The organism is Vibrio sp. B1-2, assembly GCF_963888445.1.
Taxonomy (GTDB): domain Bacteria; phylum Pseudomonadota; class Gammaproteobacteria; order Enterobacterales; family Vibrionaceae; genus Vibrio; species Vibrio anguillarum.
This window is the reverse complement of sequence record NZ_CAWPJH010000033.1, coordinates 42,496-63,985: the sequence shown is the minus strand read 5'-3', so window position 1 is coordinate 63,985 and position 21,490 is coordinate 42,496. Positions and strand designations below refer to the sequence as shown.

Sequence of the window (21,490 nt, the reverse complement as noted above, 5' to 3'; positions counted from 1 at the left end):
GTGTAAACATTAGTCTTTATTTTTTGAGCGCAAGATTAGGTGAACTCAAGCAACCACACCACGAGTATCAATCACGACTTTCTTAGCAAACGCCGTTTTATCTGCTTCTTTAAAATCTCGGTGATCAACCAGCACCACGACGATATTGGCTAACTCTAAAGCACGCTCTAGCGAGACTAGTTCAACATCATGTTCTGTTAGCTTACCCGGTAATTGGTGGATATTTGGCTCTACCGCTAGAATTTGTCCAATATTGTCTTGTGCTAAATGCAAAGTGATGTCTAAAGCTGGGCTTTCACGTAAATCATCAATATCGGCTTTAAAGGCCAAACCTAAGCAGGCAATGACTGGTTTTTTGAACTGATCTGCGGCTTGTTTTACCTGATCAACGACCCAGTGTGGTTTACCATCATTAACATGACGAGCAGCAGCAATCAGTTTTGCTTCTTCTGGGCAGCTGTTAACAATAAACCAAGGGTCAACTGCAATACAGTGCCCGCCAACACCCGGTCCTGGGTTTAATATGTTGACCCGAGGGTGGCGGTTGGCCAATTTAATTAATTCCCAAACATTGATTTTTAATTTCTCACAAATAAGGGAAAGTTCGTTCGCGAATGCAATATTGACGTCGCGAAAGGAGTTTTCTGTTAATTTCGCCATCTCCGCCGTACGAGAGTTGCTGATGATGCATTCGCCTTTAACAAAGGTTTTATACAGAGCCATCGCTTTCTCGCTACAAGATTTACTCATGCCACCAATCACTCGATCATTACTGACTAATTCTTGTAGTACATAACCCGGTAAAACTCGCTCTGGGCAATGCGCTACCTTAATGTCAGCCGTGTCACCTTTATGCTGTGGGAAAGTTAAATCAGGACGAGCCTCTGCTAGCCATGCGGAAAGCTTTTCTGTCGCACCGACAGGGGAAGTACTTTCCAATACCACCAAGTTGCCTTTTTCCAGAACTGGTGCAATCGCTTTGGCCGCGGCTTCTATATAGCTAAGATCAGGCTCGTGATTATCACCTTTAAATGGTGTGGGTACCGCCACTAAGAAAGCATCAGCTGGTTCAGCTGTCACAGTTGCTTTTAGTTTGCCAGTCATCACAGCACTTCGAACTACGATATCTAAATCCGGTTCGACAATGTGAATTTCACCTTTGTTGATTGTATCGACAGCGTGTTGATTGACATCTACGCCAATCACTTCAATACCACGCGAAGCAATAACGGCAGCCGTTGGCAAGCCGATATACCCTAAACCAATCACAGAAACTTTATTAAACATCTTATTTTCCTTAAATCTTATCTTGCTAGAATGTCGGCGATACGTTGACAGGCTTTGCCATCACCGTATGGATTGTGTGCTTGGCTCATGAGTTGGTAAGCGCGCTCATCACTAAGCAACCGGTCTAACTCTTCACAAATCAGTTGTGTGTTAGTCCCAACCAGCTTGACCGTACCCGCGCTTACCGCTTCAGGTCGCTCGGTGGTGTCTCTCATCACTAATACAGGCTTCCCTAGCGACGGTGCCTCTTCTTGAATACCACCGGAATCAGTTAAAATGATGTGTGCTCTGTCCATCAAATAGACAAAGGGCAAATACTGTTGTGGATCCACTAAGAAAATGTTTTCAATGCCTTTTAAAAGACGATTGACGGGCTCTTGAACATTCGGATTAAGATGTACCGGATAAAGAATTTGACAGTCAGGGTGACGCTTTGCTGTGATGGATAAGGCTTCACAAATACGCTCAAATCCATCACCAAAACTTTCACGGCGATGGCCTGTAACAAGAATGAGTTTTTTATTGTTATCAAGCATCGGAAACTGGTGTGCCAGCGTAGCATTGAGATCTTGCTCGTTGTGAATCTTGTTACGGATCATAAACAAGGCGTCAATGACGGTATTCCCAGTAATATGGATGTTCTCGAGGCAATAATTTTCATCCAATAAATTTTGTTGAGATGTTGCCGTTGGTGCGAAATGGTAGTGAGTCAATGCACCCGTAAGCTTGCGGTTCGCTTCTTCAGGCCAAGGGGAATAAATATTGCCGGTGCGTAATCCAGCCTCAACGTGGCCGACTGCAATTTGCTGATAATAACAAGCAAGTGAAGTCGCAAACGTTGTAGCGGTATCGCCATGAACTAAGACAATGTTTGGTTGAAAGTCTTTTAGAACCGTTTCCATACCGTTCAAGATTTTAGTCGTTACTGTCGTCAGTGTTTGCCCTGGTTCCATGATATTAAGATCAAAATCAGGCACCACTTCAAACAACTCTAAAACCTGGTCAAGCATTTCCCTGTGCTGGCCAGTGACGCATACTTTTGTGTCGAAGCGGTTATCTTGTTTAAGCTGATGAACTAGAGGCGCCATTTTAATTGCTTCAGGTCGTGTACCAAACGCAATGAGTATTTTTTTCACTTTATTTATTTCCTTGGGCTAAACTAAACGACTGTTAAGAACAAACTGTTCAACGCTATTTCTTCAAAAAGTAGATAAAAATGGTGAATAGCAACGGTTAAATACGCTACCGCCACTAGATGTCGCCTCTAGAATGCGCATTTTCTTCACATTTTTTTTGCTTTATGTACATAAGAGAAAACTTATTAACCACCCATATTTAATCACCTACTTACAAACTATGAGTAGAAATTAATTGCCAAACTGTTGCTTTGTTTTTTGGGTAGGTAATCAAAAAGTCATATAAAACTTTCTATGTGCTACACACAAAGTTTCATTGCACTTTCCTTTAATTGATATTGTTTAGATATATGTTCGATGATCCCTTGGGCCCCGCTCTCTATCAGTTCCAAAACCCGTTCAAACATATGAATATTTCCTTTGTAAGGATCAGGGACTTCCGTGACACCGATGTGACTATGCGATAAAAACAGTGAAAGTTTCTCTTTATGTTTAGCAGGACAAATGTCAATCAGATCCGCTAAGTTGGCTTTATCTAAGGCAAAAATAAGATCAAATTTTTCGAAATCCTCAGAACAAACCTGCCTTGCTCTTAAATTTGACATTGAATAGCCACGCTGCTCAGCGACAGATATTGCTTTGGGATCTGGTTTTCGGCCCACTTGATAATTCACAGTACCAGCGCTTTCAACAAATAAATTAATTCCATGTTGTTGCGCTTTTTGGCTCAAAACAGCTTCAGAAAGCGGTGAACGGCATATATTTCCCATGCATACGATGAGGATAGAGAGTTTTTTATTTTCCATGGCCATTACTGATGCATTCACTTCATTTTGTCTCTGTATTAAAGAGGTGGATAGAGTATCGCAAGGCGCATTGCAATGGGTGTCTCAAAATTGAGTCTATCTATAATTAATACCTAAGATTTAAATAGGAAAAATGAACTGGCTATTTTGATGGATTATCGAAAATGGCATTAACCATTTGATATCTCGCTTGTATGTTCAAATAACTTGATGTGATAAGCCGGCCGCATGTGATTTCATCGAATGGGCATAGATAACGGTGAATGGAATAGGTGTGAACGGTGAACAAAAAAGAGCCTGCAGGGCGCAGGCTCTTGATACGTTAATCAGTGAACACTTCTGGTTTTAACATCATGCAGCAGTTCTTGATTAAGTTCAGCTTCAACATGACCTGGAGAGCGTGTTGATGCCGAGACCAAACGATACATAGCAGGGATAACAAACAGAGTGACTAAAGTGGCAAAACCCATACCGAAGAAAATCACCGTACCCACCGCAACTCGGCTTTCATAGCCTGCTCCTGTCGAGATAATTAATGGGATGGAACCTGCTAAAGTAGTAAAGGCGGTCATCATGATTGGCCGTAAGCGCCTTGCTGAAGCATCAATAATTGCTTTTTCAAACTCAACCCCTCGGTCACGCAGCTGGTTGGCAAATTCAACGATCAAAATGCCATTTTTGGTCACCATACCGATCAGCATAATCATCCCAATCTGGCTATAGATGTTGATACCTTGTCCCATAATTGATAGACCAAGAAAGCCGCCAAACACACCCATCGGCACCGTCAACATCACCACTAACGGGTTGATAAAACTTTCAAATTGGGCGGCTAGTACCAAATAAGCGACAAGCAGCGCTAACGCAAATACAATGGCTACACTCGATTGGTTTTCTTTAAAATCTTTTGACTCACCTGAGTAACTAATGGAAATATCACTAGGTAGCGTTTCAATGGCTTTCTGATCCAGAAAATCAAGCGCTTCGCCCAACGTGTAACCAGCCGATAAATTTGCAGTAACCGTGATCGCCTTTTGCTTATTGTAATGAGACAAGCGGATTGATGATGCCACTTCTTCCACTTTCGCAAGTGCATCCAGTGTAACAAGCTCACCGGATGCGGTTCTCATGTAGATCTGGCTTAAATCGGAGGCGTTATTGAAGCTATTTTCGTCCCCACGGAGATAAACATCATACTCTTCGCCACGCTCAACAAAGCTGGTTTCACTCTTCCCGCCGAGCATCACTTCTAACGTATCTGAAATATCCGCGACACTGATCCCCAATTCCGCGGCACGCTGCCTATCAATCGTCACCACCAGTTCAGGTGTCTTTTCGGAATAATTGGTGTCAGCACCTTCCATAAAGGGGGAATTTTCAGCTTCCGTTTTTAACAATTCAGCCCATTTTTTGAGTTCAGGATAGTCTGACCCACCTAACACAAACTGAACAGGCTCGTTAGAGCCACCACGAAAGCCGGGCATAAAGGGCATAACTCGTACATCGGGAATTCCCGTTAGCGCTTTTTTTACCTGCCCTAATGCTTGTTGAGCGGTGATGCTTCGTTCGTTCCAGTCATCCAAAATCATGATAACAAAACCAGTCTGATCACCCGCTTGCCCACCGAACGCAGGCGATTGAATACTAAACGACTTGAGAAAACCTTTGCCAACCAAGGGCATTAACCGCTGCTCAACAAGATCCATATTGGCCGACATCCGGTTATAACTGGTCGCATCCGCTCCGCGCACAAAGGCAAAAATAACGCCGCGATCTTCTGAAGGCGTGAGCTGAGAAGGCACTTTCTGCATCAGAAAATAACTGCCACCAACGCATGCAAGGATGACGAGCGGTGCAGCCCATTTCCAACGGATAGCAAAACGTAAAGAGGATTTGTAACCCGCTTCTAAACGGCCAAAAACACGATCAACAAAACGATTAAAACGGTTTGGTTTGACATTGACCTTTAAAATCTTGCTACCGAGAACGGGCGTTAAAGTTAACGCTATTAGCGATGAAAAGAGAACCGACATGGCCAAAAGTACAGAGAACTCGGTGAACAACAGGCCGACCATACCGTCCATAAAAGAGATCGGTAAAAAGACCATCACTAATACCAATGTGGTGGCAATCACGGCAAAGCCGACTTCGCGCGTCCCTTTATAAGCCGCCAGCAGTGGCTTCTCTCCCTGTTCTATGTGATGAAATATATTTTCCACCACCACAATCGCATCATCAACAACCAAACCGATGGAAAGAATCAGCGCCATCAAGGTGATAAGGTTAATGGAGAATCCGAAATAGTAAGCGGCAATAAAAGAAGAGATCAATGATACTGGCACAGTAACGGCTGGGATTAGCGTTGCCCGAACTTGGCCGATAAAAATGTACAGTACCAAAATTACTAAACCACCCGTGATAAACAGTGTGCTATACACTTCCGAAATTGAGCGATCAATAAAGACGGTCGAGTCGTAGTCAATGGCCAAGCGCGTTCCTTTGGGTAGAAACTGCTGAATATTATCGACTTCTTGATGGACACGCTGCGCCACATCCAAGGGGTTAGCATCTGACTGTGGCACAATGCCCATGCTCACATTAACCACACCGTCGCTTTTGAAGGTTGAGTTTTCGTTCTCAGCGCCGATGAAGACATCCGCGACATCTTTTAAGTAAATCGGCGAATTGTCACTTGCGCGCTTAACCACCAGATAGTCAAAATCTTGAGCCGTTTTGTACGCTCGGTCGGTACGCACCGACATTACTGTCGAATCGTTACGCACTTCCCCGCCCGGGCTTTCAATATTTTCACTGCGCAATGCACTTGATATATCAGAAGTCGTGACACCACGCCCAGCCATCAGATTCGGCTTGAGCTTGACATACATCACCTTATAAAGACCACCAGACACATCCACAGAACTGACGCCAGAGATTAAACTAAAGCGGTCAATCAAAGCTCGTTCGATATAATCGGTCAGTTGGGTTCGATCCATCTCTGAAGAACTGAGATTAATGTACAAAGAAGCTTCACCAGAGCCATTATTTTTGAATACGGTTGGATCATCTGCTTCATCGGGTAATGAGCGCTGCGCTCTCGCAACGGCGTCGCGGATATCGCTCACACCAGTATTGAGATCGTAACCCAGTTCAAATGTAACAGTAATCCGTGACATGCCATTACGCGTGGTGGATTCAATTTCATCAATCCCGCTAATGCCTGCCAGTTGATCTTCCAATACAGAAGTGATTTGGCTTTCAATGATGGTAGCTGAAGCCCCTGCATAGCGAGTACTGATTGAAACCACCGGGCTTTCAATATCAGGCATTTCCCGGACCGAAAGCTTAGAAAATGACACTAGACCAAAAACGCACAACAGTAAGCTTAATACCACCGCCGCCACAGGGCGCTTCACTGAAACATCGGATAACCACATTATTTGTCATCCTTTTGTATCGGTGAGCCATCCACATTGACTTCAGTAACGACAATGCCGTTTCTCATATTCACGATGCCTTGCACCACAATCTTATCGCCAATGGCTAAACCTTTATCAATCACCACTTGATTGTCGATCCGCGCGCCAAGCCAAACTTCCGTGCGTATTACTTTATTATTGCTATCAATCACATAGACATAGCGTTTAGTGCCTGAATATTCGAGTGCTTGAACGGGAATAATGGGCGCTTCAATCGCTGGGAAATTCAACTTAGTAGAAAGCAACATCCCGGGTTTTAGCTTGCCATCTTGGTTATCGAAATGAATACGGACACGCAAATTCAAGGTTTCACGGTTAATGCGAGAATCAATACCCACAACTTTACCGGTAAACTCGTTTTTTGCCCAAGCATTACTCTTCGCCGTCACCGTCATACCTTTACTGATTAACGAAAGGTAACGCTCTGGCACTTGGATATCGAGTTGCATCACCGATAGGTCATCTAAAGTCAGCAATTCCGTCCCTGCACTGACCATTTTGCCCAAACTAAAATCAATAAAACCAACGGTGCCATTAAATGGCGCGCTAATGCGCAGATCGTTTAAATTTGCGTTTGCTGCATCTAAACGTGCTTGAGCAATATCAACACTCGCTTTTTGCGCATCGATTTCCGTTTGGGTAATGGCGTTCCGTTTGACCAAACGTTCAAACTCTTTCAACTTACGCTGTTCATCGTTCAAATAGGCTTGAGCCTCTGAAAGTGCGGCTTTGGCTTTATCATCATTAAGCTGAATTAAGAGCTGACCTTTCTTGACCTCTTGATTGGCTTTAATCGCAATATGACTGACCTTTCCCGAAACTTCAGATGAGATCTCCACTGCTCGTTCAGCTTCTAATTTACCAATCAGTGAAAGAGACTGAGACACTTGATGAGTTGCCACACGCTCTGCGACCACCGCAACGGCTTGTGGTGCTTGCGCAGCGAAAGCACTTAACGGTGTGGTAAGCAAGGTAACCATCATTAACGAAAGAATAGACGTGTTTTTCATAGTTTTTATTCAACAATAAATAGACTGATTGAATTGTAACTGCTTATACGACGCTCGAACGTCAAGGAGTGTAAATCTTATTAAATATCTGTAACGTGCGTCATAACTTAGCCACTTCCGGCTGCTTTTTAGGCGTCACACACAGGCTATACCCAAACAACTTGAAGTTGCAGGTAGGCGGCAAGTAAGTTCATCCCCATGAGCATAGATAAACTATGTGATTGGGGTGAGCGAACGTAGCCAACACCGCTGGAGCTTCAAGTGGGAAGGGTATAAATAGAGCAAAACTATCCATTCCTCCCCCCTTTGCCCAAAAAGGCAGCATTCAATTCAAAATCATAAGAAAAAGGCTTTACAGAGAGAGCGAGTTTGCTATCATGCGCTCCGCACTTGAGCAATGCGTTGGGAAAACGTTGTTTAAGCATACTGTGAGCCAATAGTGTCCTTATAAGCACTATAAATCACATTGTATGAAAACCCTCTGGAGGGGTTCCCGAGTGGCCAAAGGGAGCAGACTGTAAATCTGCCGGCTCCGCCTTCGATGGTTCGAATCCGTCCCCCTCCACCATATTTTCTCGTAAGAGAAACCTTGATTGATACGTTGGGAAAACATCATTCAAGCCTATTTTTAGAATAGGAAAACACCCGGAGGGGTTCCCGAGTGGCCAAAGGGAGCAGACTGTAAATCTGCCGGCTCCGCCTTCGATGGTTCGAATCCGTCCCCCTCCACCATATTCTCTCGTAAGAGAAACCTTGATTGATATGTTGGGAAAACATCATTCAAGCCTATTTTTAGAATAGGAAAATACCCGGAGGGGTTCCCGAGTGGCCAAAGGGAGCAGACTGTAAATCTGCCGGCTCCGCCTTCGATGGTTCGAATCCGTCCCCCTCCACCATATTCTCTCGTAAGAGAAACCTTGATTGATACGTTGGGAAAACATCATTCAAGCCTATTTTTAGAATAGGAAAACACCCGGAGGGGTTCCCGAGTGGCCAAAGGGAGCAGACTGTAAATCTGCCGGCTCCGCCTTCGATGGTTCGAATCCGTCCCCCTCCACCATATTTTCTCGATTGAGAACGATAAAAAGCCAGCTTTCGAGCTGGCTTTTTCGTTTCTTTACATCATAGCTCTATAAACTGACGTCACTAAGTAGTCTAGTTAACCCTCAATATACTGAAGTAGAGCGGTAACACAGCTTTGTGCATCACTGCAATTGATACTCTCTGGCAGTTCAGTCTGCAATAAAAACCCTTGTTCCAAAGAGTGGCAAGATGAACTTTCACTTAAACAAATCGGAACTCCTTGAGCAGAAAGGGCATTTAATAACAACAAAGCCGTTTGTATATTTCCCCCAGCATTGGCGGCAAAATTCAGCTCAAACTCAGCAGCGCTATTGAGTGAGGTCAGCGCATGCTCTAATTGAGTGTCCACTTCGGTTAAAGAAACCGAATCTAAATCACTAAAGATCAGCATGCCTTGGTTCCTATCAGCATACTGCCAAGCAACGATATCAACCTGCTGCATATAGGCTCGCTGCATGCTTTGCGCGGCCGCCTGAATGATCACCTGCATTTGGTCACTGTTGCTTCTTCCACCACTGTCTTTGACTGATAATTCAAAAATATACGTGCCAGCAATCGTAGGATAAAACGCCGTTGCTTTCAGAGAATCTGCATTGATCAAAGTAAGCGATTGAGGCCCAGAAACTTGACGCCAAGACTTCGTTTTAATTTCATATATTGATAACTCAGATTTCGCCGTTCCGCTCAACGTAATACTATTTACTGGCAGTATTAACATCTGATCAGCACCAGCATTAACCGTAGGCTTAGTCAGCTTATCCGCATCTTTCAAATCATCGGCTTTACATCCCACGATAAGTGCGAGCACACTCAGGATCACGAACAACTGGTTTAACTTAAACATAATATTTTCCTGTGATTAAGCATTAGAAGAGGTAACTGGTACTGATGGAAAGAAAGGCGACTTCACTACCGTCCAAATACATTGCAGCATCTTGTTGCGCGTAATCCATCATCACATTCGATTGCGTATTGGTTTGGCTGAGCTGGTCATTTAAGCGAACCCCATCGCTGAAGGCTGAGATCCATTCCATCGGTTTAGTGGCACTGGTAGATGAGAAAAATACGCCGCTTAAAAACAGCGCTAATAATTTGGTATTCATGCTTACTCCTTGTGAGCGGTCTGATTCACCGACCCATTCAAGGTAGCATTCTCAATATAAATAAATCGTCAGCAGTTTATTGACCATTTGTATCCAGTTTGGTCACATTAGGTAAAGAAATCTGTTTCGGCCATTGCAGTTCAAAACATGCGCCCCCTAATGCTGAACCATTTACTTTTACTCTAACCTTGCCTTGATGCCAACGAGTGATCTGTTTAACAATCGCCAGCCCAAGACCATGGCCTTTTTCACTATTACGCTCTTGATTATTCACTTGAGTAAAGGGCTCAAAAATACGTTCAATATCATCTGGCGCAATACCGGGGCCATCGTCTTCGACCACCAAAAAAAGTTGCCCATCAGATTCGTTCAACGAGAGATGGATCTCTTGCTGCGCAAATCGCGCGGCATTACTCAGCAAGTTTTTAACGGCCCGCAATAAAGCTCGATTATCGACAAATATCGTTTGCTGTCGCAACGAATCCAACACGCTGACACGCAATGTGAGTTGCGGGTTTTCAAGCTGGAAATGCTCCGCTTCTGCAACCAAATTGTCGGCAAAGTGGCAATAAGAAAAATGGCGAATATCTGTGATACGGTTATAGCGCGACAAAACAAGTGTCTGGTTAATCAAATGATCGAGATCTTCAATACTGGAGTGAATCACTTGGCGGTATTTTTCTTTCTGGCTTAAGGCAATGTCTTCATCCTCAAGCATTTCAAATGCAAAGCGTAAACGGTAGAGCGGTGTTCGTAAATCATGCGCCACGGCGTTGGTTAAGGTTCTTTGGCTGGCAATCAGCTTTTCGATGTTATTCGCCATGTTATTAAAAGAATGACTGAGCTGAGAGACCACGGACAGCCGAGACGTCGTCGCTCTACGAGATAATACTCCTTGGCCAAATTCATTCGCCGTTTTTACCAGACGTTTCAGATCTCGCCATAAAGGATAAATCCACATAACTAAGGCCACAGAAATGGCTAAAAAAAAGAAACCGCCGATAGCCGTGGTGAGCTTTAATTGGGTTTGGTAGGAAATATTGTCCTCGACGCGTAACCACGTATTCTCATCCACCGCAGCCAATAAGATCATGCTGCCTTGTTGATTGATATAACTGGTCATCTGCTCTTCATCAGCCAACAATTTACTTCGCTCGATGGGTGACAAATCTTGCTCTCGCAATAGACTTAACTCTAAAGGTATTCGGCTATTTTGCTCAGCAATACTGGTTTGCCATTGAGTACTAGGTTGGCTACGGAGATCTTCTACCGCGAGGTATAATGTACCTCTGGACTGGTTAAGCGCAGCGAGTTCTCTCGGTTCATTGATCGCGAAATAGAGCACTTTGTCACTGTTCAACACTCTTTGCAAAAGTGCCATAGGATCACCATCTTGAAAAATGATCTCGCCTTTTTGCAACGCTTGATAAACTTCTAGGGAGGCGTGGTAACTGTCTAATGCCTCTAATCGAAGTGGGTAGCTGAAATGCTTAGCATAGCCGTCAATAATCGTTGTCCACTCAGCTTGAGGCGCTTGACGCAATTTTTCAGATAGAAACGTAAAGTTACTCTGATAGACAGGCTTATAAAACTCTTCAGAGATACTGCGGCTAAGATATGGGATCGGATTAAATTGCGTGGGAATACTGAGTAATAAGATCGGCAGAAACACAGCTACCCAGAGTACCCAAAAAGATCGAATCATGACCACTTCCCTTCCGATACAGCGCAGAGCTGATATCCTTTACCTCGAACCGTTTTTATCAACTTAGGTTCATTAGGATCATCTCCGAGCGCACGCCGCAAGCGTGATATACGACGATCAATTGAGCGATCTAAACCATCATATTCAAAACCACGCACATGCTGAGCGATATCATCTCTCGTGACAATGGTGCCGACATGTTGGGCGAGTAGATACAAAAGCTCAAACTCGCTGGTCGTGAGTTTTATGGGCTGCTGCTCAAGTAATACCGCTCGATGCTGTAAATTCATCCACAAGTTACCTATGCACAATTCGTATTTGTCACTTTGACTTCCTCTTGCTTGCCTCCGAAGTAAAGCTCGAATACGTGACAGCAACAAACGGGGCTTAACCTGCTTAACAACATAGTCATCGGCACCCAGTTCCAACCCCATCACCTGATCAATATCATCGTCCAACGCCGTTTGCATTAAAATCATACCGTGGTATTGATCTCGGACAGCGCGGCAGACATCCATACCACTTTGCCCTGGTAGCATAATATCCAGAATGACTAAATCAGGTTGCTCATCCAAAATCCGATCAACGGCTTGAATCCCATCCGCAACCGTTGAGACACAAAATTCATAGTGGTTGAGAAAATCTTTGATCAGTTCCGAGAGTTCTAAATCGTCTTCAACGAGAACCACTCGATAAGAGGGGGAGAGAGTACTGTTCATTGTGTTTCACATCCGTTTGCTAAGAACGCAAACTATAGCGGATTGTGTTTCATCTTTGTGTGACTAATTGTGACCAAGCAACAAAGTTGTGGTGTTGTTAAAACATTAAACAAATCATCAACAGCAGAGCCTACTGCGTTGAATCAATAAGAGTACGAAGAAAGTGCCATTGGGCCGTGACTCATAAACAGAGTCGATAAAAAAGCCCCGAAAATTCGGGGCTGAAAAATGACTGAACCTATAGGGGTAGGACTCAATCAGGATACTAAATCGAACAAAATTACGCGTGTTTCATACGGACGAAGCACTTGATGTTCCAAAACTTTGAGTGGTTTTATATCTGTATAGTTACCTAACAGGTATTTTGCTTTCTCAATCGGTAACTCTTTTGGCAGCACGCATTCGGTGTCAACGCCATAATAGTTATTGATACAGATCAGCACCTGTTTCGCGTTGCGTCGCTGGTAGGCAAAAATCTCTTTATGATCGGGGAGTAAATCGGTGTAATCGCCATCGGTAATTACACCGATTTTTTTGCGCAGCGCTATCAACTCTTGGTAGAAATAGAACACCGATTGCTCATCAGCTAACGCACATTGCGCATTCAATTCTTGATAGTTTTCGGCAATGTTTAGCCAAGGCTGACCTTGGCTAAAACCAGCAAAGCGCTCTGCATTCCATTGCATTGGCGTGCGAGAATTGTCACGGGATTTTTGTGCAAGAATGGCCATCATGGCTTCATGACTTACCCCTTGCTGGTTCACCATGATGTCGTAAATGTTAGTACTTTCCACATCTCGGTACTGTTCAATAGCGGTGTAGCCGGGATTGGTCATGCCAATTTCTTCACCTTGATAAACATAAGGCGTGCCTTGCATCATATGAATCGATGCGGCCAACATTTTTGCCGACTCAACGCGATAACGTTGATCATCCCCTAAACGGCTCACGATACGAGGTTGATCATGGTTACACCAAAAAAGTGCTCCCCACCCTTTACCATTTAAACCCGTTTGCCAATGGTTGAAAATCTGCTTCAATTGCAAGAAATCAAATGGCGCTTTCGTCCATTTTTCACCGTTCGGATAATCCACTTTTAAATGGTGGAAGTTAAACACCATCGACAGCTCTTTGCCGTCCAAGCGTGAATATTGTTGGCAATGTTCAAGCGTTGTTGAGGACATTTCCCCCACAGTGACGCTGCCGTATTGTTGAAAAACAGCTTGGCTGATCTCTTGTAAAAATTCATGCACGCGCGGGCCATCGGTATAAAAACGGCGTCCATCACCTTGGTGATCATCACTGAAATCCTGCGCTTTTGAGATTAAATTGATCACATCGAGACGAAAACCATCCACCCCTTTTTCGGCCCAAAAACGAATCACTTGCTCCACTTCCTCACGAACTTGAGGATTTTCCCAATTTAGATCCGCCTGCTCTTTGGCAAATAGGTGCAAATAATATTGCCCTGTTGCGTCATCTAACGCCCATGCACTACCACCAAACTTTGACTGCCAATTATTTGGAGCCTGACCATTAATCGGGTCTTGCCAAATATAATAGTCACGATACGGGCTTGATTTATCACCCAACGCCGACTGAAACCAAGCGTGCTCGGTTGAGGTGTGGTTAACCACAATATCCATAATAATGCGGATACCTCTTTGATGAGCTTGAGCCAGCAGTTCATCAAAATCTTGCATGCTACCGAATTGAGGATTGACACTGTAATAATCCGAAATGTCATAACCGTTATCAACCATCGGAGATGAATAAATGGGTGTCAGCCAAATGGCATCAATTCCCAAGCGGTGCAAGTAATCCAGTTTAGAGATGATCCCTTTGATATCTCCCGTTCCTTTATTGCCGCTATCACAAAAACTTTTGGGATAAATCTGATAGATGGTCGCAGTTTTCCACCACTGACTATCACTCTTGGTTATAACCATATTGACAACTCACTTACCAAAATGAAAATGAGTGGTGAAAACTCACCACTCGAATGAAAGGTTATGCACTTGCTGGCTCTAGCTCGCCTTTAGCTTGAGCTCGTTTGTATAAAAACAGAGTAAGCAGAATTGGGACGGCCATCGCCACCAGCATCGCGATGCCGTAAATACCCCAGTATTGTGGTTGAATCGAAAGAATACCTGGTAAACCACCCACACCGATGCCATTCGCCATCACCCCTGCACTACCACAAATTGCGGCTGCAATAGCACTACCAATCATGGCGCTTAGCATTGGGAACTTGTACTTTAAGTTGACACCATACATCGCTGGCTCTGTCACACCCAAATAAGCCGAAATAGCCGCAGGAACAGAGATGTCTCGCTCACCGTGTTTTTTACTGATAAAGATGATACCGACGACCGCAGACGCTTGAGCAATATTTGACAGTGCAATCAGTGGCCAAATTGGCGTACCACCCATTTCTTGCATCAACTGCAGATCCACCGCGTTGGTGGTGTGGTGAATCCCGGTAATGACCAGTGGCGCATACAAGAAACCGAACACCATTGAACCGATAACCGCAAAATCGCCAGTCATTGCAGCTTTAGCCGCAAACGCGACGCCATCGCCCAATACGCGCCCAAATGGACCAATTAAAGCGTGGGCCAAAATAACGGACAATATGATAGAGATAAATGGCACAACAACGAGGTAAAGATAAGAAGGGATGATGCGCTTTAAGTTTGTCTCAATAAACGCCAGAGCAACACCCGCCAACATCGCAGGAATCACCTGAGCTTGATAGCCGACTTTCTCTATCACAAACAAGCCAAAATCCCACACTTCGGGCATCTGCTTACCGATCAGATAAGCATTCATTAATTGAGGCGAAACCAGAGTCACACCCAAAGTAATACCTAGTATCGGTGTTCCACCCAACTTTTTCACCGTTGACCAACAAACACCAACCGGTAGGAAGAAGAAAATAGCCTCGCCAATTAACCATAAGAAAGAATGAACCGTGGCCCAAAATTGGCTAATTTCAACCAAGGTTTTGCCATCGAACATACGAATGTCGCCAATGACATTACGAAAACCGAGGATTAAACCGCCGGTGATGATCGCTGGCAGCAAAGGAACAAAGATTTCCGCAAGATGCGAAATGCCACGTTCTAAAAAGTTCATGTTTTGGCGAGCGGCTTTCTTCGCTTCATCTTTAGAAACGGCTTCTTTGCCTGAAAGCCCGATTAAGATGGCGTAAACTTCGTCCACCTCAGTACCAATCACAACTTGAAACTGCCCAGCATTGGTAAAACACCCTTTAACCATGCTCAGCTGTTCTAGTCCTTTTTTATCCGCCTTGTCGGTATCATTTAAAACAAAGCGTAAACGAGTCAAACAGTGACTCACACTGGCGATGTTCTCTTTACCACCTACCAGCTCGATAAGACGTATCACGTCTTGCTTCGCTATCTTGGCCATACTTTTGCCCACCCTATATTGGAATACTGTCTATTTTTTCTTTTTAATGGGAACATTCCCACCTACAAGTGCAATATTGACATAAATAATAAAAGGTAAAAATGGGAACAATCCCATTAATTGAATAAGATCACAGACTAATTGTAATTCACTTTAAGAAATAAGGAGTTAGCTTGTTAGCGGTTGTTGAGTGATGTGTGCAGGGTTCATTTCATTATTAAGCTGTAAAATCAATAAATTAGCTGCTTTTTCTCCCGCTTGAGCATAGCCAGGATCAATACTGTAAATATTAGGGAAAAGAAAAGAGAGCAGTTCATTACCACCCACACCAGTGACGGCGATATCATCTCGGCCCAATTCTTGGAGACGTTTAATCACGCCAAGTGCCAGAGTGTCACTGGCGCACACGATAGCTTGAGTCTGATCATTCAGCACTTCATCAACCAGTTGGTAGGCACTTTCATGATGCAAACGCCCAGTGCGATAATTGGGAGTGCATCCACTTTGTTTGCACCAATCTAAGTACGAATCTAAACGTAATTTACCTGTCGTTTTATCGCTAGGATCGACCCCAATGTAGGAAATATGAACTCGATTTTTCGCAGTCAAATGAGCAAGCGCGCCTTGAATAACACCATAATTGTCATAGTTAATCGATGAGACTTTATCGGCATCCATCGCAATCACAACCGCTCGCGATGCCCATAGGTTGAGTTGTGTGATATCGAGATCGGTAAAACCAAATACAATCACACCATCCACATTACGCTTATGTAAAACCTCAAGGTGCTCGTTCGTTTTAGTGCGATCAAACTGGCTTTCCATAATCACCACATCGTACCCATTTTGATACAACACCTGTAGCATTCGCCCCACGGCGCGGTTTTCAGACGGTGACTCAAGGCGTGAGATAATCACGCCAATCACTTTCTCACTGCCACCACGCATTAACTGAGCCGATTTCAGTGGCACATATCCAGAATCTTGGATAACGCGTTCCACTTTTGCTCGTGTTTCAGGCTTCACTTTTGGGTCGTTCGTCAATACACGAGAAACCGTCGATTTACCAACACCAGACAGTTTTGCAATATCCAAGATAGTCAGTTTTCTGCTCATGCGAACCTAAATAGCGTAAATAAAAATGGAAGATAGCATGCGCTTATCTTAAATGAATTATTGAGTGGTACAGCCTTGATAAGTCGTTGATCCCACTTCGAGCAAAGCCTCATCGCCTTTCGTATGTAAAAGCACGGTTTGAGGCTGAGTTTGCTCGCTATCGTCGATCACATACTTTGCGCCAGAGGCGGCTGGAATTTGTATTAATGTATATTCGCGATCGGCAATACGGAGAACGGCTGACTGTTGCTCAATATACGCAACATCAAAATGCTCACCAGAACGGCATTGATAATGCTGGAACAGGTTCTCACTTTCAACGCGCGAATCGTTCGCGTAGTGTGGTGAGCATGCCGCTAAAAAACCAACACTGAATCCAACAAAAAGAAATGATTTATTCATATTGCCTTCCACAAAGGGGGGAATTTTTACGGTGCAAGAAAAGCAGGGACATCGCGAATACTATCAAGTACCACGGTGGCGAGTAATTCACCTTGCTCAGTAACGGGTTTACCCGTACGCACTAACACACGAGTACCAATACCTGCGGCTTGTGCAGCCATCATATCTTCAGCTTTATCGCCTATCATCACGGATTTTTCCATATCGATATCAAGAAAGTCCCGTGCGGAGATAAACATACCAGGCTTGGGTTTGCGGCAATCACACTCTTCTTTATACTTACCTTCACCGTGCTCTGCATGGTGCGGGCAGTAATAAATACCATCAAACTCGACACCGTGATCGGCAAAATTCCAGTCCATCCATTGCGTTAAAGATAAAAAGCGCTCTTCACTAAATTTCCCACGAGCGATACCTGATTGGTTGGTCACCAAAACCAGCAAATACCCCATGTCTTGAAACTTCTTAGTGGCTTCAAATACACCATCAATAAACTCAAAATCATGCTCATCATGAACATAGCCATGGTCAACGTTGATCACGCCATCGCGATCTAAAAACACTGCAGGTTTAGCCAAAATAACTCTCTCATATCACGCCAGATGTAATGATTATTACACGCTTTATTTTTTTCATCACTACCTAATTCACCAAGGCGTTTAGACGTCTAGACGTAAAAATACCTATTGACTTAAATCAAGTTAAGCCATAGCATCGTCCAACAAGTGAGAGAGAGTTCAACATTTTATTCTGTTATCCCTGCACAGGTTTTCCGATGATTCAAATTAATCAAGTAAATAAAGTTTTCTATCAAGGCAATAAGGAAATTCATGCTTTGAAAGAGATTAATCTTCACATTAAGCAAGGCACTATTTTTGGTGTAATTGGCTCGTCAGGTGCAGGGAAAAGTACGCTGATTCGCTGTGTCAACATGCTGGAAGCTCCAACAACAGGTTCGGTTGTGGTTGATGGCGTTGATTTAACTCAACTGAGCAAATCAGAACTCAGCCAAGCTCGTCGCAACATTGGCATGATCTTTCAACACTTCAATTTGCTTTCATCACGTACGGTATTTGACAACGTTGCTCTGCCACTTGAACTGGCTGGTGTCGAAAAAAATAGCATTGAAAAGAAAGTGTCAGAGCTGTTGCAACTGGTCGGCCTGACGGATAAGCGCGAAACTTATCCTGCAAATCTGAGTGGTGGTCAAAAGCAACGTGTTGCAATAGCGCGAGCACTCGCCTCTGATCCCAAAGTATTGCTGTGTGACGAAGCCACCAGTGCGCTTGATCCTGCGACGACTCAATCAATTTTAGAGCTATTGAAAGAGATCAACCGCACACTCAATATCACCATTTTGCTAATTACTCACGAAATGGATGTGGTAAAAAGTATTTGCCACGAAGTGGCGATTATTGGCGACGGTGAACTGGTTGAAAAAGGCACAGTTGGGGAGATTTTTGCTCACCCTAAAACCGCCTTGGCTCATCAATTTATTCGCTCAACGCTCGATTTATCAATTCCGGAAGATTACCAAGCTCGCCTGCAAGCCACTCGCGTAAAAGGTAGCTACCCGCTGGTGCGATTAGAGTTTACAGGCGCAACGGTTGATGCTCCATTGATGACACAAATTGCCCGTAAATTTAATATTGATGTCAGTATATTAAGTTCTGACCTTGATTACGCTGGTGGCGTTAAATTCGGCATGATGGTCGCTGAACTGTTTGGTAATGAGTCGGACGATACGGCCGCTCTTGAATTTCTTCGCGAAAACAACGTAAAAGTAGAGGTACTTGGTTATGTCCTTTAACACCATCACCGCTTGGTTAAACTTGAATGGCGATCTTCTACTGATGGCAACCTGGCAAACACTCTACATGGTCGCTGTCGCGGGCATCGTCGGTTTCGTGGTTGGTATTCCACTGGGGGTTATTTTACATACCACCAAAAAAGGCGGCCTTCTCGAAAACACTCAGCTGAATCGCATTCTTGGTGCCATCGTCAACATTGGTCGCTCTGTGCCATTTTTGGTGCTCATGGTGGCCATTATTCCGGTGACAAAACTGCTTGTCGGTACGTTTATTGGCACCACGGCGGCCATTGTGCCGCTGACGATTGGCGCAATTCCATTTGTCGCTCGTTTAATTGAAAGTGCATTGCTGGAAGTGCCCACTGGTTTGGTCGAAGCTGCGCAGTCAATGGGGGCTACGCCGATCCAAATTATTCGTAAAGTGTTGCTTCCTGAAGCGCTACCAACGATTGTCAACTCAGTCACCATCACTATGGTCACTCTAGTAAGTTACTCTGCCATGGCCGGAACCGTTGGCGGCGGTGGCTTGGGCGATGTCGCTATTCGTTACGGCTTTCATCGCTACGACTTAGGCATCATGACGGTCACCGTGGCGATGTTGATTGTCTTAGTACAAATTATTCAATCGATTGGCGATAAGTTTGTCCGCCGTGTCGACCACCGTTAAATCACAATAAAGTTAAAACACAGATTCGTTTTATAACAAGGAGTTAATCATGAAATTTAGCCTTAAAGCTCTACTTACCCTCGCCGTTAGCGCTTCAGCACTCGTGCTGGCAGGCTGTGGTGAAAAAGCGGTCGACAACAATAAAATAAAAGTGGGTGTCATTGCCGGTGCTGAAGCACAAGTTGCTGAAGTTGCAGCAAAAATTGCAAAAGAAAAATACAACCTAGATGTAGAACTCGTGACGTTTACCGACTATGTTACCCCTAATGCGGCACTGGATGATGGTTCGATTGATATCAATGCATTCCAACACAAGCCATACCTTGATCAACAGATCGCTGACCGCGGTTACAAATTAGCGATTGCAGGTAACACCTTTGTTTACCCGATTGCTGGCTATTCAAAACAAGTGAAATCGGTTGATGAGATTCAAGATGGCTCTCGTATTGCGGTACCTAACGATCCAACCAACCTTGGTCGCTCTTTACTGCTGCTAGAACAGCAAGGCCTTATTACTCTACGTGACGGAGCAGGCCTACTGGCAACGGTACGTGATGTGGTCGCCAACCCAAAAAACATCACTATTGTTGAGTTAGATGCCGCGCAACTGCCTCGTTCACTTGACGACGTTACGCTCTCGATCATCAACACGACCTACGCCAGCTCAATCAATCTAACGCCTGAAAAAGATGGTGTGTTCGTTGAAGATAAAGAGTCACCTTATGTCAATATCATTGTTTCTCGTGCAGAAAATCTGAATGCTGAAAACGTGACTAACTTTGTTAAAGCCTACCAAACAGAAGAAGTCTACCAAGCCGCTTCGAAAATTTTTGACGGTGGCGCAGTAAAAGGCTGGTAATTAATAAGCCTATTACCTGTGCAAAAAAGCCTATAAAAACAGAAAAGCCGATACGCGATGTATCGGCTTTTTCGTATCAACAACACGCATCTGTTTACTTAATATGATCCCAAGACATATTGGACACAATACGACACTCATCGCATTTAAAATGGAAGATATCGTGCAGCGGTTCATCGAGTAGCCACTCTCCCCCACATTTCGGGCATTTTCTGGCTTGTTCGTCCGCTAGGCTCTGGCCGCCAACTCGATACTGGTAGTAATAAGTAGGGATGTGGGTCAAAAACTCAATTCGTCCTCGTAAATCCCATCCTCGAATAAACAGCACACTGTCCACATCGCAAATCTCGTGCAATGCAGCGTGTTCTGCTCGGCAACCACCCGCCATCTGAAGCTCATCACACGCCTGCCACTCTGTTTGCCATTTGATCACTGCTTTATGATCGCCATTTAAGGTCGCAGAATTACGATATAAAGGGATCGGCAGCAATGTGTCACCACTGCGCAGCGGAGAACAAGTGTGTACATAAGTGGTGTAAAGTATCTGCCAGCTAGGCAAAACATCATCAGCGGCTTGCTCGGAATTAAGATCGCGCCCCAACAAACGGGCTTTCGGAGCCAGCAAACTAGCCTCCGTCAAGCGACTCAGGCACACCCTAACAAAATCAGAATGATACTTAGGGTGTAAGCTTTCTTGCTCTGGGCAAACCACCCGCACAAAGAACTCGCCCTCTCCCATCACGATGGGGAATTCACGCCCAAGCACTTGACCGTTATAGCGTAAAGCATCCATTAGGCCATTAATCGCTTTATCTACCGCCGAGATAGTCGTGTTATCAAAACACTCAAACTGCAATTCAACCACGTACATCG

General features: G+C 44.3%; 18 protein-coding genes and 4 tRNA genes. 7 read left to right on the top strand and 15 right to left on the bottom strand.

Going from position 1 to position 21,490, the window contains the following annotated elements; all coding sequences use genetic code 11:
* Positions 1 to 45 precede the first annotated feature (45 nt).
* The 5 genes from vpsB to AACQ75_RS10245 all read right to left on the bottom strand — a co-directional run bounded on the left by vpsB (position 46) and on the right by AACQ75_RS10245 (position 7,718).
* Positions 46 to 1,287, bottom strand: coding sequence for a UDP-N-acetyl-D-mannosamine dehydrogenase VpsB (vpsB, locus tag AACQ75_RS10265; RefSeq protein ID WP_017047992.1), 1,242 nt, complete (start codon positions 1,285 to 1,287; stop codon positions 46 to 48).
* Between the two features lie 17 nt (positions 1,288 to 1,304).
* Positions 1,305 to 2,423: a non-hydrolyzing UDP-N-acetylglucosamine 2-epimerase gene (gene wecB / locus AACQ75_RS10260; protein ID WP_081245367.1), complete on the bottom strand. Its 1,119-nt coding sequence runs from the start codon at positions 2,421 to 2,423 to the stop codon at positions 1,305 to 1,307.
* Positions 2,424 to 2,722: 299 nt separating this feature from the next.
* Complete coding sequence (locus AACQ75_RS10255; protein ID WP_013857370.1) at positions 2,723 to 3,250, bottom strand: low molecular weight protein-tyrosine-phosphatase; 528 nt, start codon at positions 3,248 to 3,250, stop codon at positions 2,723 to 2,725.
* Positions 3,251 to 3,555: 305 nt separating this feature from the next.
* Positions 3,556 to 6,666: a vibriobactin export RND transporter permease subunit VexH gene (gene vexH, locus AACQ75_RS10250; protein ID WP_170888587.1), complete on the bottom strand. Its 3,111-nt coding sequence runs from the start codon at positions 6,664 to 6,666 to the stop codon at positions 3,556 to 3,558.
* On the bottom strand, positions 6,666 to 7,718 hold the full coding sequence (locus tag AACQ75_RS10245) for an efflux RND transporter periplasmic adaptor subunit (protein WP_094127336.1): 1,053 nt from the start codon (positions 7,716 to 7,718) through the stop codon (positions 6,666 to 6,668). Before AACQ75_RS10245 ends, vexH begins: the two co-directional genes overlap by 1 nt.
* Positions 7,719 to 8,201: 483 nt before the next feature.
* Here AACQ75_RS10245 and AACQ75_RS10240 point away from each other — a divergent pair.
* The 4 genes from AACQ75_RS10240 (at position 8,202) to AACQ75_RS10225 (ending at position 8,778) form a co-directional block, all read left to right on the top strand.
* Positions 8,202 to 8,286 (top strand) — tRNA-Tyr (locus AACQ75_RS10240).
* 79 nt (positions 8,287 to 8,365) lie between these two features.
* A tRNA-Tyr gene (locus AACQ75_RS10235) sits at positions 8,366 to 8,450 on the top strand.
* A 79-nt stretch (positions 8,451 to 8,529) separates the two neighbouring features.
* Positions 8,530 to 8,614: transfer RNA gene (locus AACQ75_RS10230), tRNA-Tyr, on the top strand.
* Positions 8,615 to 8,693: 79 nt separating this feature from the next.
* Positions 8,694 to 8,778, top strand: a tRNA-Tyr gene (locus AACQ75_RS10225).
* 99 nt (positions 8,779 to 8,877) lie between these two features.
* On the opposite strand, the gene AACQ75_RS10220 is transcribed toward AACQ75_RS10225, so the two are convergent.
* The 9 genes from AACQ75_RS10220 to gmhB all read right to left on the bottom strand — a co-directional run bounded on the left by AACQ75_RS10220 (position 8,878) and on the right by gmhB (position 17,859).
* Positions 8,878 to 9,645, bottom strand: coding sequence for a PKD domain-containing protein (locus AACQ75_RS10220; protein ID WP_170888586.1), 768 nt, complete (start codon positions 9,643 to 9,645; stop codon positions 8,878 to 8,880).
* Between the two features lie 22 nt (positions 9,646 to 9,667).
* A complete protein-coding gene (locus tag AACQ75_RS10215) occupies positions 9,668 to 9,904 on the bottom strand; it encodes a hypothetical protein (RefSeq protein WP_017044213.1) in 237 nt (78 codons plus the stop codon).
* Between the two features lie 76 nt (positions 9,905 to 9,980).
* Positions 9,981 to 11,615, bottom strand: a complete 1,635-nt coding sequence (locus AACQ75_RS10210) for an ATP-binding protein (protein ID WP_170888585.1) — start codon at positions 11,613 to 11,615, stop codon at positions 9,981 to 9,983.
* Positions 11,606 to 12,328: a winged helix-turn-helix domain-containing protein gene (locus tag AACQ75_RS10205; protein ID WP_013857376.1), complete on the bottom strand. Its 723-nt coding sequence runs from the start codon at positions 12,326 to 12,328 to the stop codon at positions 11,606 to 11,608. The genes AACQ75_RS10210 and AACQ75_RS10205 overlap by 10 nt, the downstream gene beginning before the upstream one ends.
* A 257-nt stretch (positions 12,329 to 12,585) precedes the next feature.
* Positions 12,586 to 14,277 (bottom strand): alpha,alpha-phosphotrehalase, encoded by a 1,692-nt coding sequence (gene treC / locus AACQ75_RS10200; protein WP_170888584.1) that lies wholly within the window; start codon positions 14,275 to 14,277, stop codon positions 12,586 to 12,588.
* Between the two features lie 61 nt (positions 14,278 to 14,338).
* Complete coding sequence (treB, locus tag AACQ75_RS10195) at positions 14,339 to 15,763, bottom strand: PTS trehalose transporter subunit IIBC (RefSeq protein ID WP_026027679.1); 1,425 nt, start codon at positions 15,761 to 15,763, stop codon at positions 14,339 to 14,341.
* Between the two features lie 168 nt (positions 15,764 to 15,931).
* On the bottom strand, positions 15,932 to 16,879 hold the full coding sequence (gene treR / locus AACQ75_RS10190; RefSeq protein ID WP_088732013.1) for a trehalose operon repressor TreR: 948 nt from the start codon (positions 16,877 to 16,879) through the stop codon (positions 15,932 to 15,934).
* 57 nt (positions 16,880 to 16,936) lie between these two features.
* The gene (locus tag AACQ75_RS10185) at positions 16,937 to 17,281 is read right to left on the bottom strand and encodes an MliC family protein (protein WP_017044208.1); all 345 of its coding nucleotides are present in this window, start codon (positions 17,279 to 17,281) and stop codon (positions 16,937 to 16,939) included.
* A gap of 26 nt (positions 17,282 to 17,307) precedes the next feature.
* The gene (gmhB, locus tag AACQ75_RS10180) at positions 17,308 to 17,859 is read right to left on the bottom strand and encodes a D-glycero-beta-D-manno-heptose 1,7-bisphosphate 7-phosphatase (protein ID WP_170888583.1); all 552 of its coding nucleotides are present in this window, start codon (positions 17,857 to 17,859) and stop codon (positions 17,308 to 17,310) included.
* A 197-nt stretch (positions 17,860 to 18,056) separates the two neighbouring features.
* Between gmhB and metN the strand changes: the two genes are divergently transcribed.
* Genes metN through AACQ75_RS10165 form a run of 3 tightly spaced genes read left to right on the top strand, consistent with a single transcriptional unit; the run spans position 18,057 to position 20,617 of the window.
* Positions 18,057 to 19,091 (top strand): methionine ABC transporter ATP-binding protein MetN, encoded by a 1,035-nt coding sequence (metN, locus tag AACQ75_RS10175; RefSeq protein ID WP_013857383.1) that lies wholly within the window; start codon positions 18,057 to 18,059, stop codon positions 19,089 to 19,091.
* Entirely contained in the window at positions 19,081 to 19,758 is a 678-nt protein-coding gene (locus tag AACQ75_RS10170; RefSeq protein ID WP_170888582.1) for a methionine ABC transporter permease, read from the top strand. The genes metN and AACQ75_RS10170 overlap by 11 nt, the downstream gene beginning before the upstream one ends.
* Before the next feature lie 49 nt (positions 19,759 to 19,807).
* A complete protein-coding gene (locus tag AACQ75_RS10165; protein ID WP_013857385.1) occupies positions 19,808 to 20,617 on the top strand; it encodes a MetQ/NlpA family lipoprotein in 810 nt (269 codons plus the stop codon).
* A gap of 94 nt (positions 20,618 to 20,711) precedes the next feature.
* Here the strand turns inward: AACQ75_RS10165 and AACQ75_RS10160 are convergent, their stop codons facing one another.
* Complete coding sequence (locus tag AACQ75_RS10160; protein ID WP_170888581.1) at positions 20,712 to 21,488, bottom strand: Zn-ribbon-containing protein; 777 nt, start codon at positions 21,486 to 21,488, stop codon at positions 20,712 to 20,714.
* Positions 21,489 to 21,490: the final 2 nt, after the last annotated feature.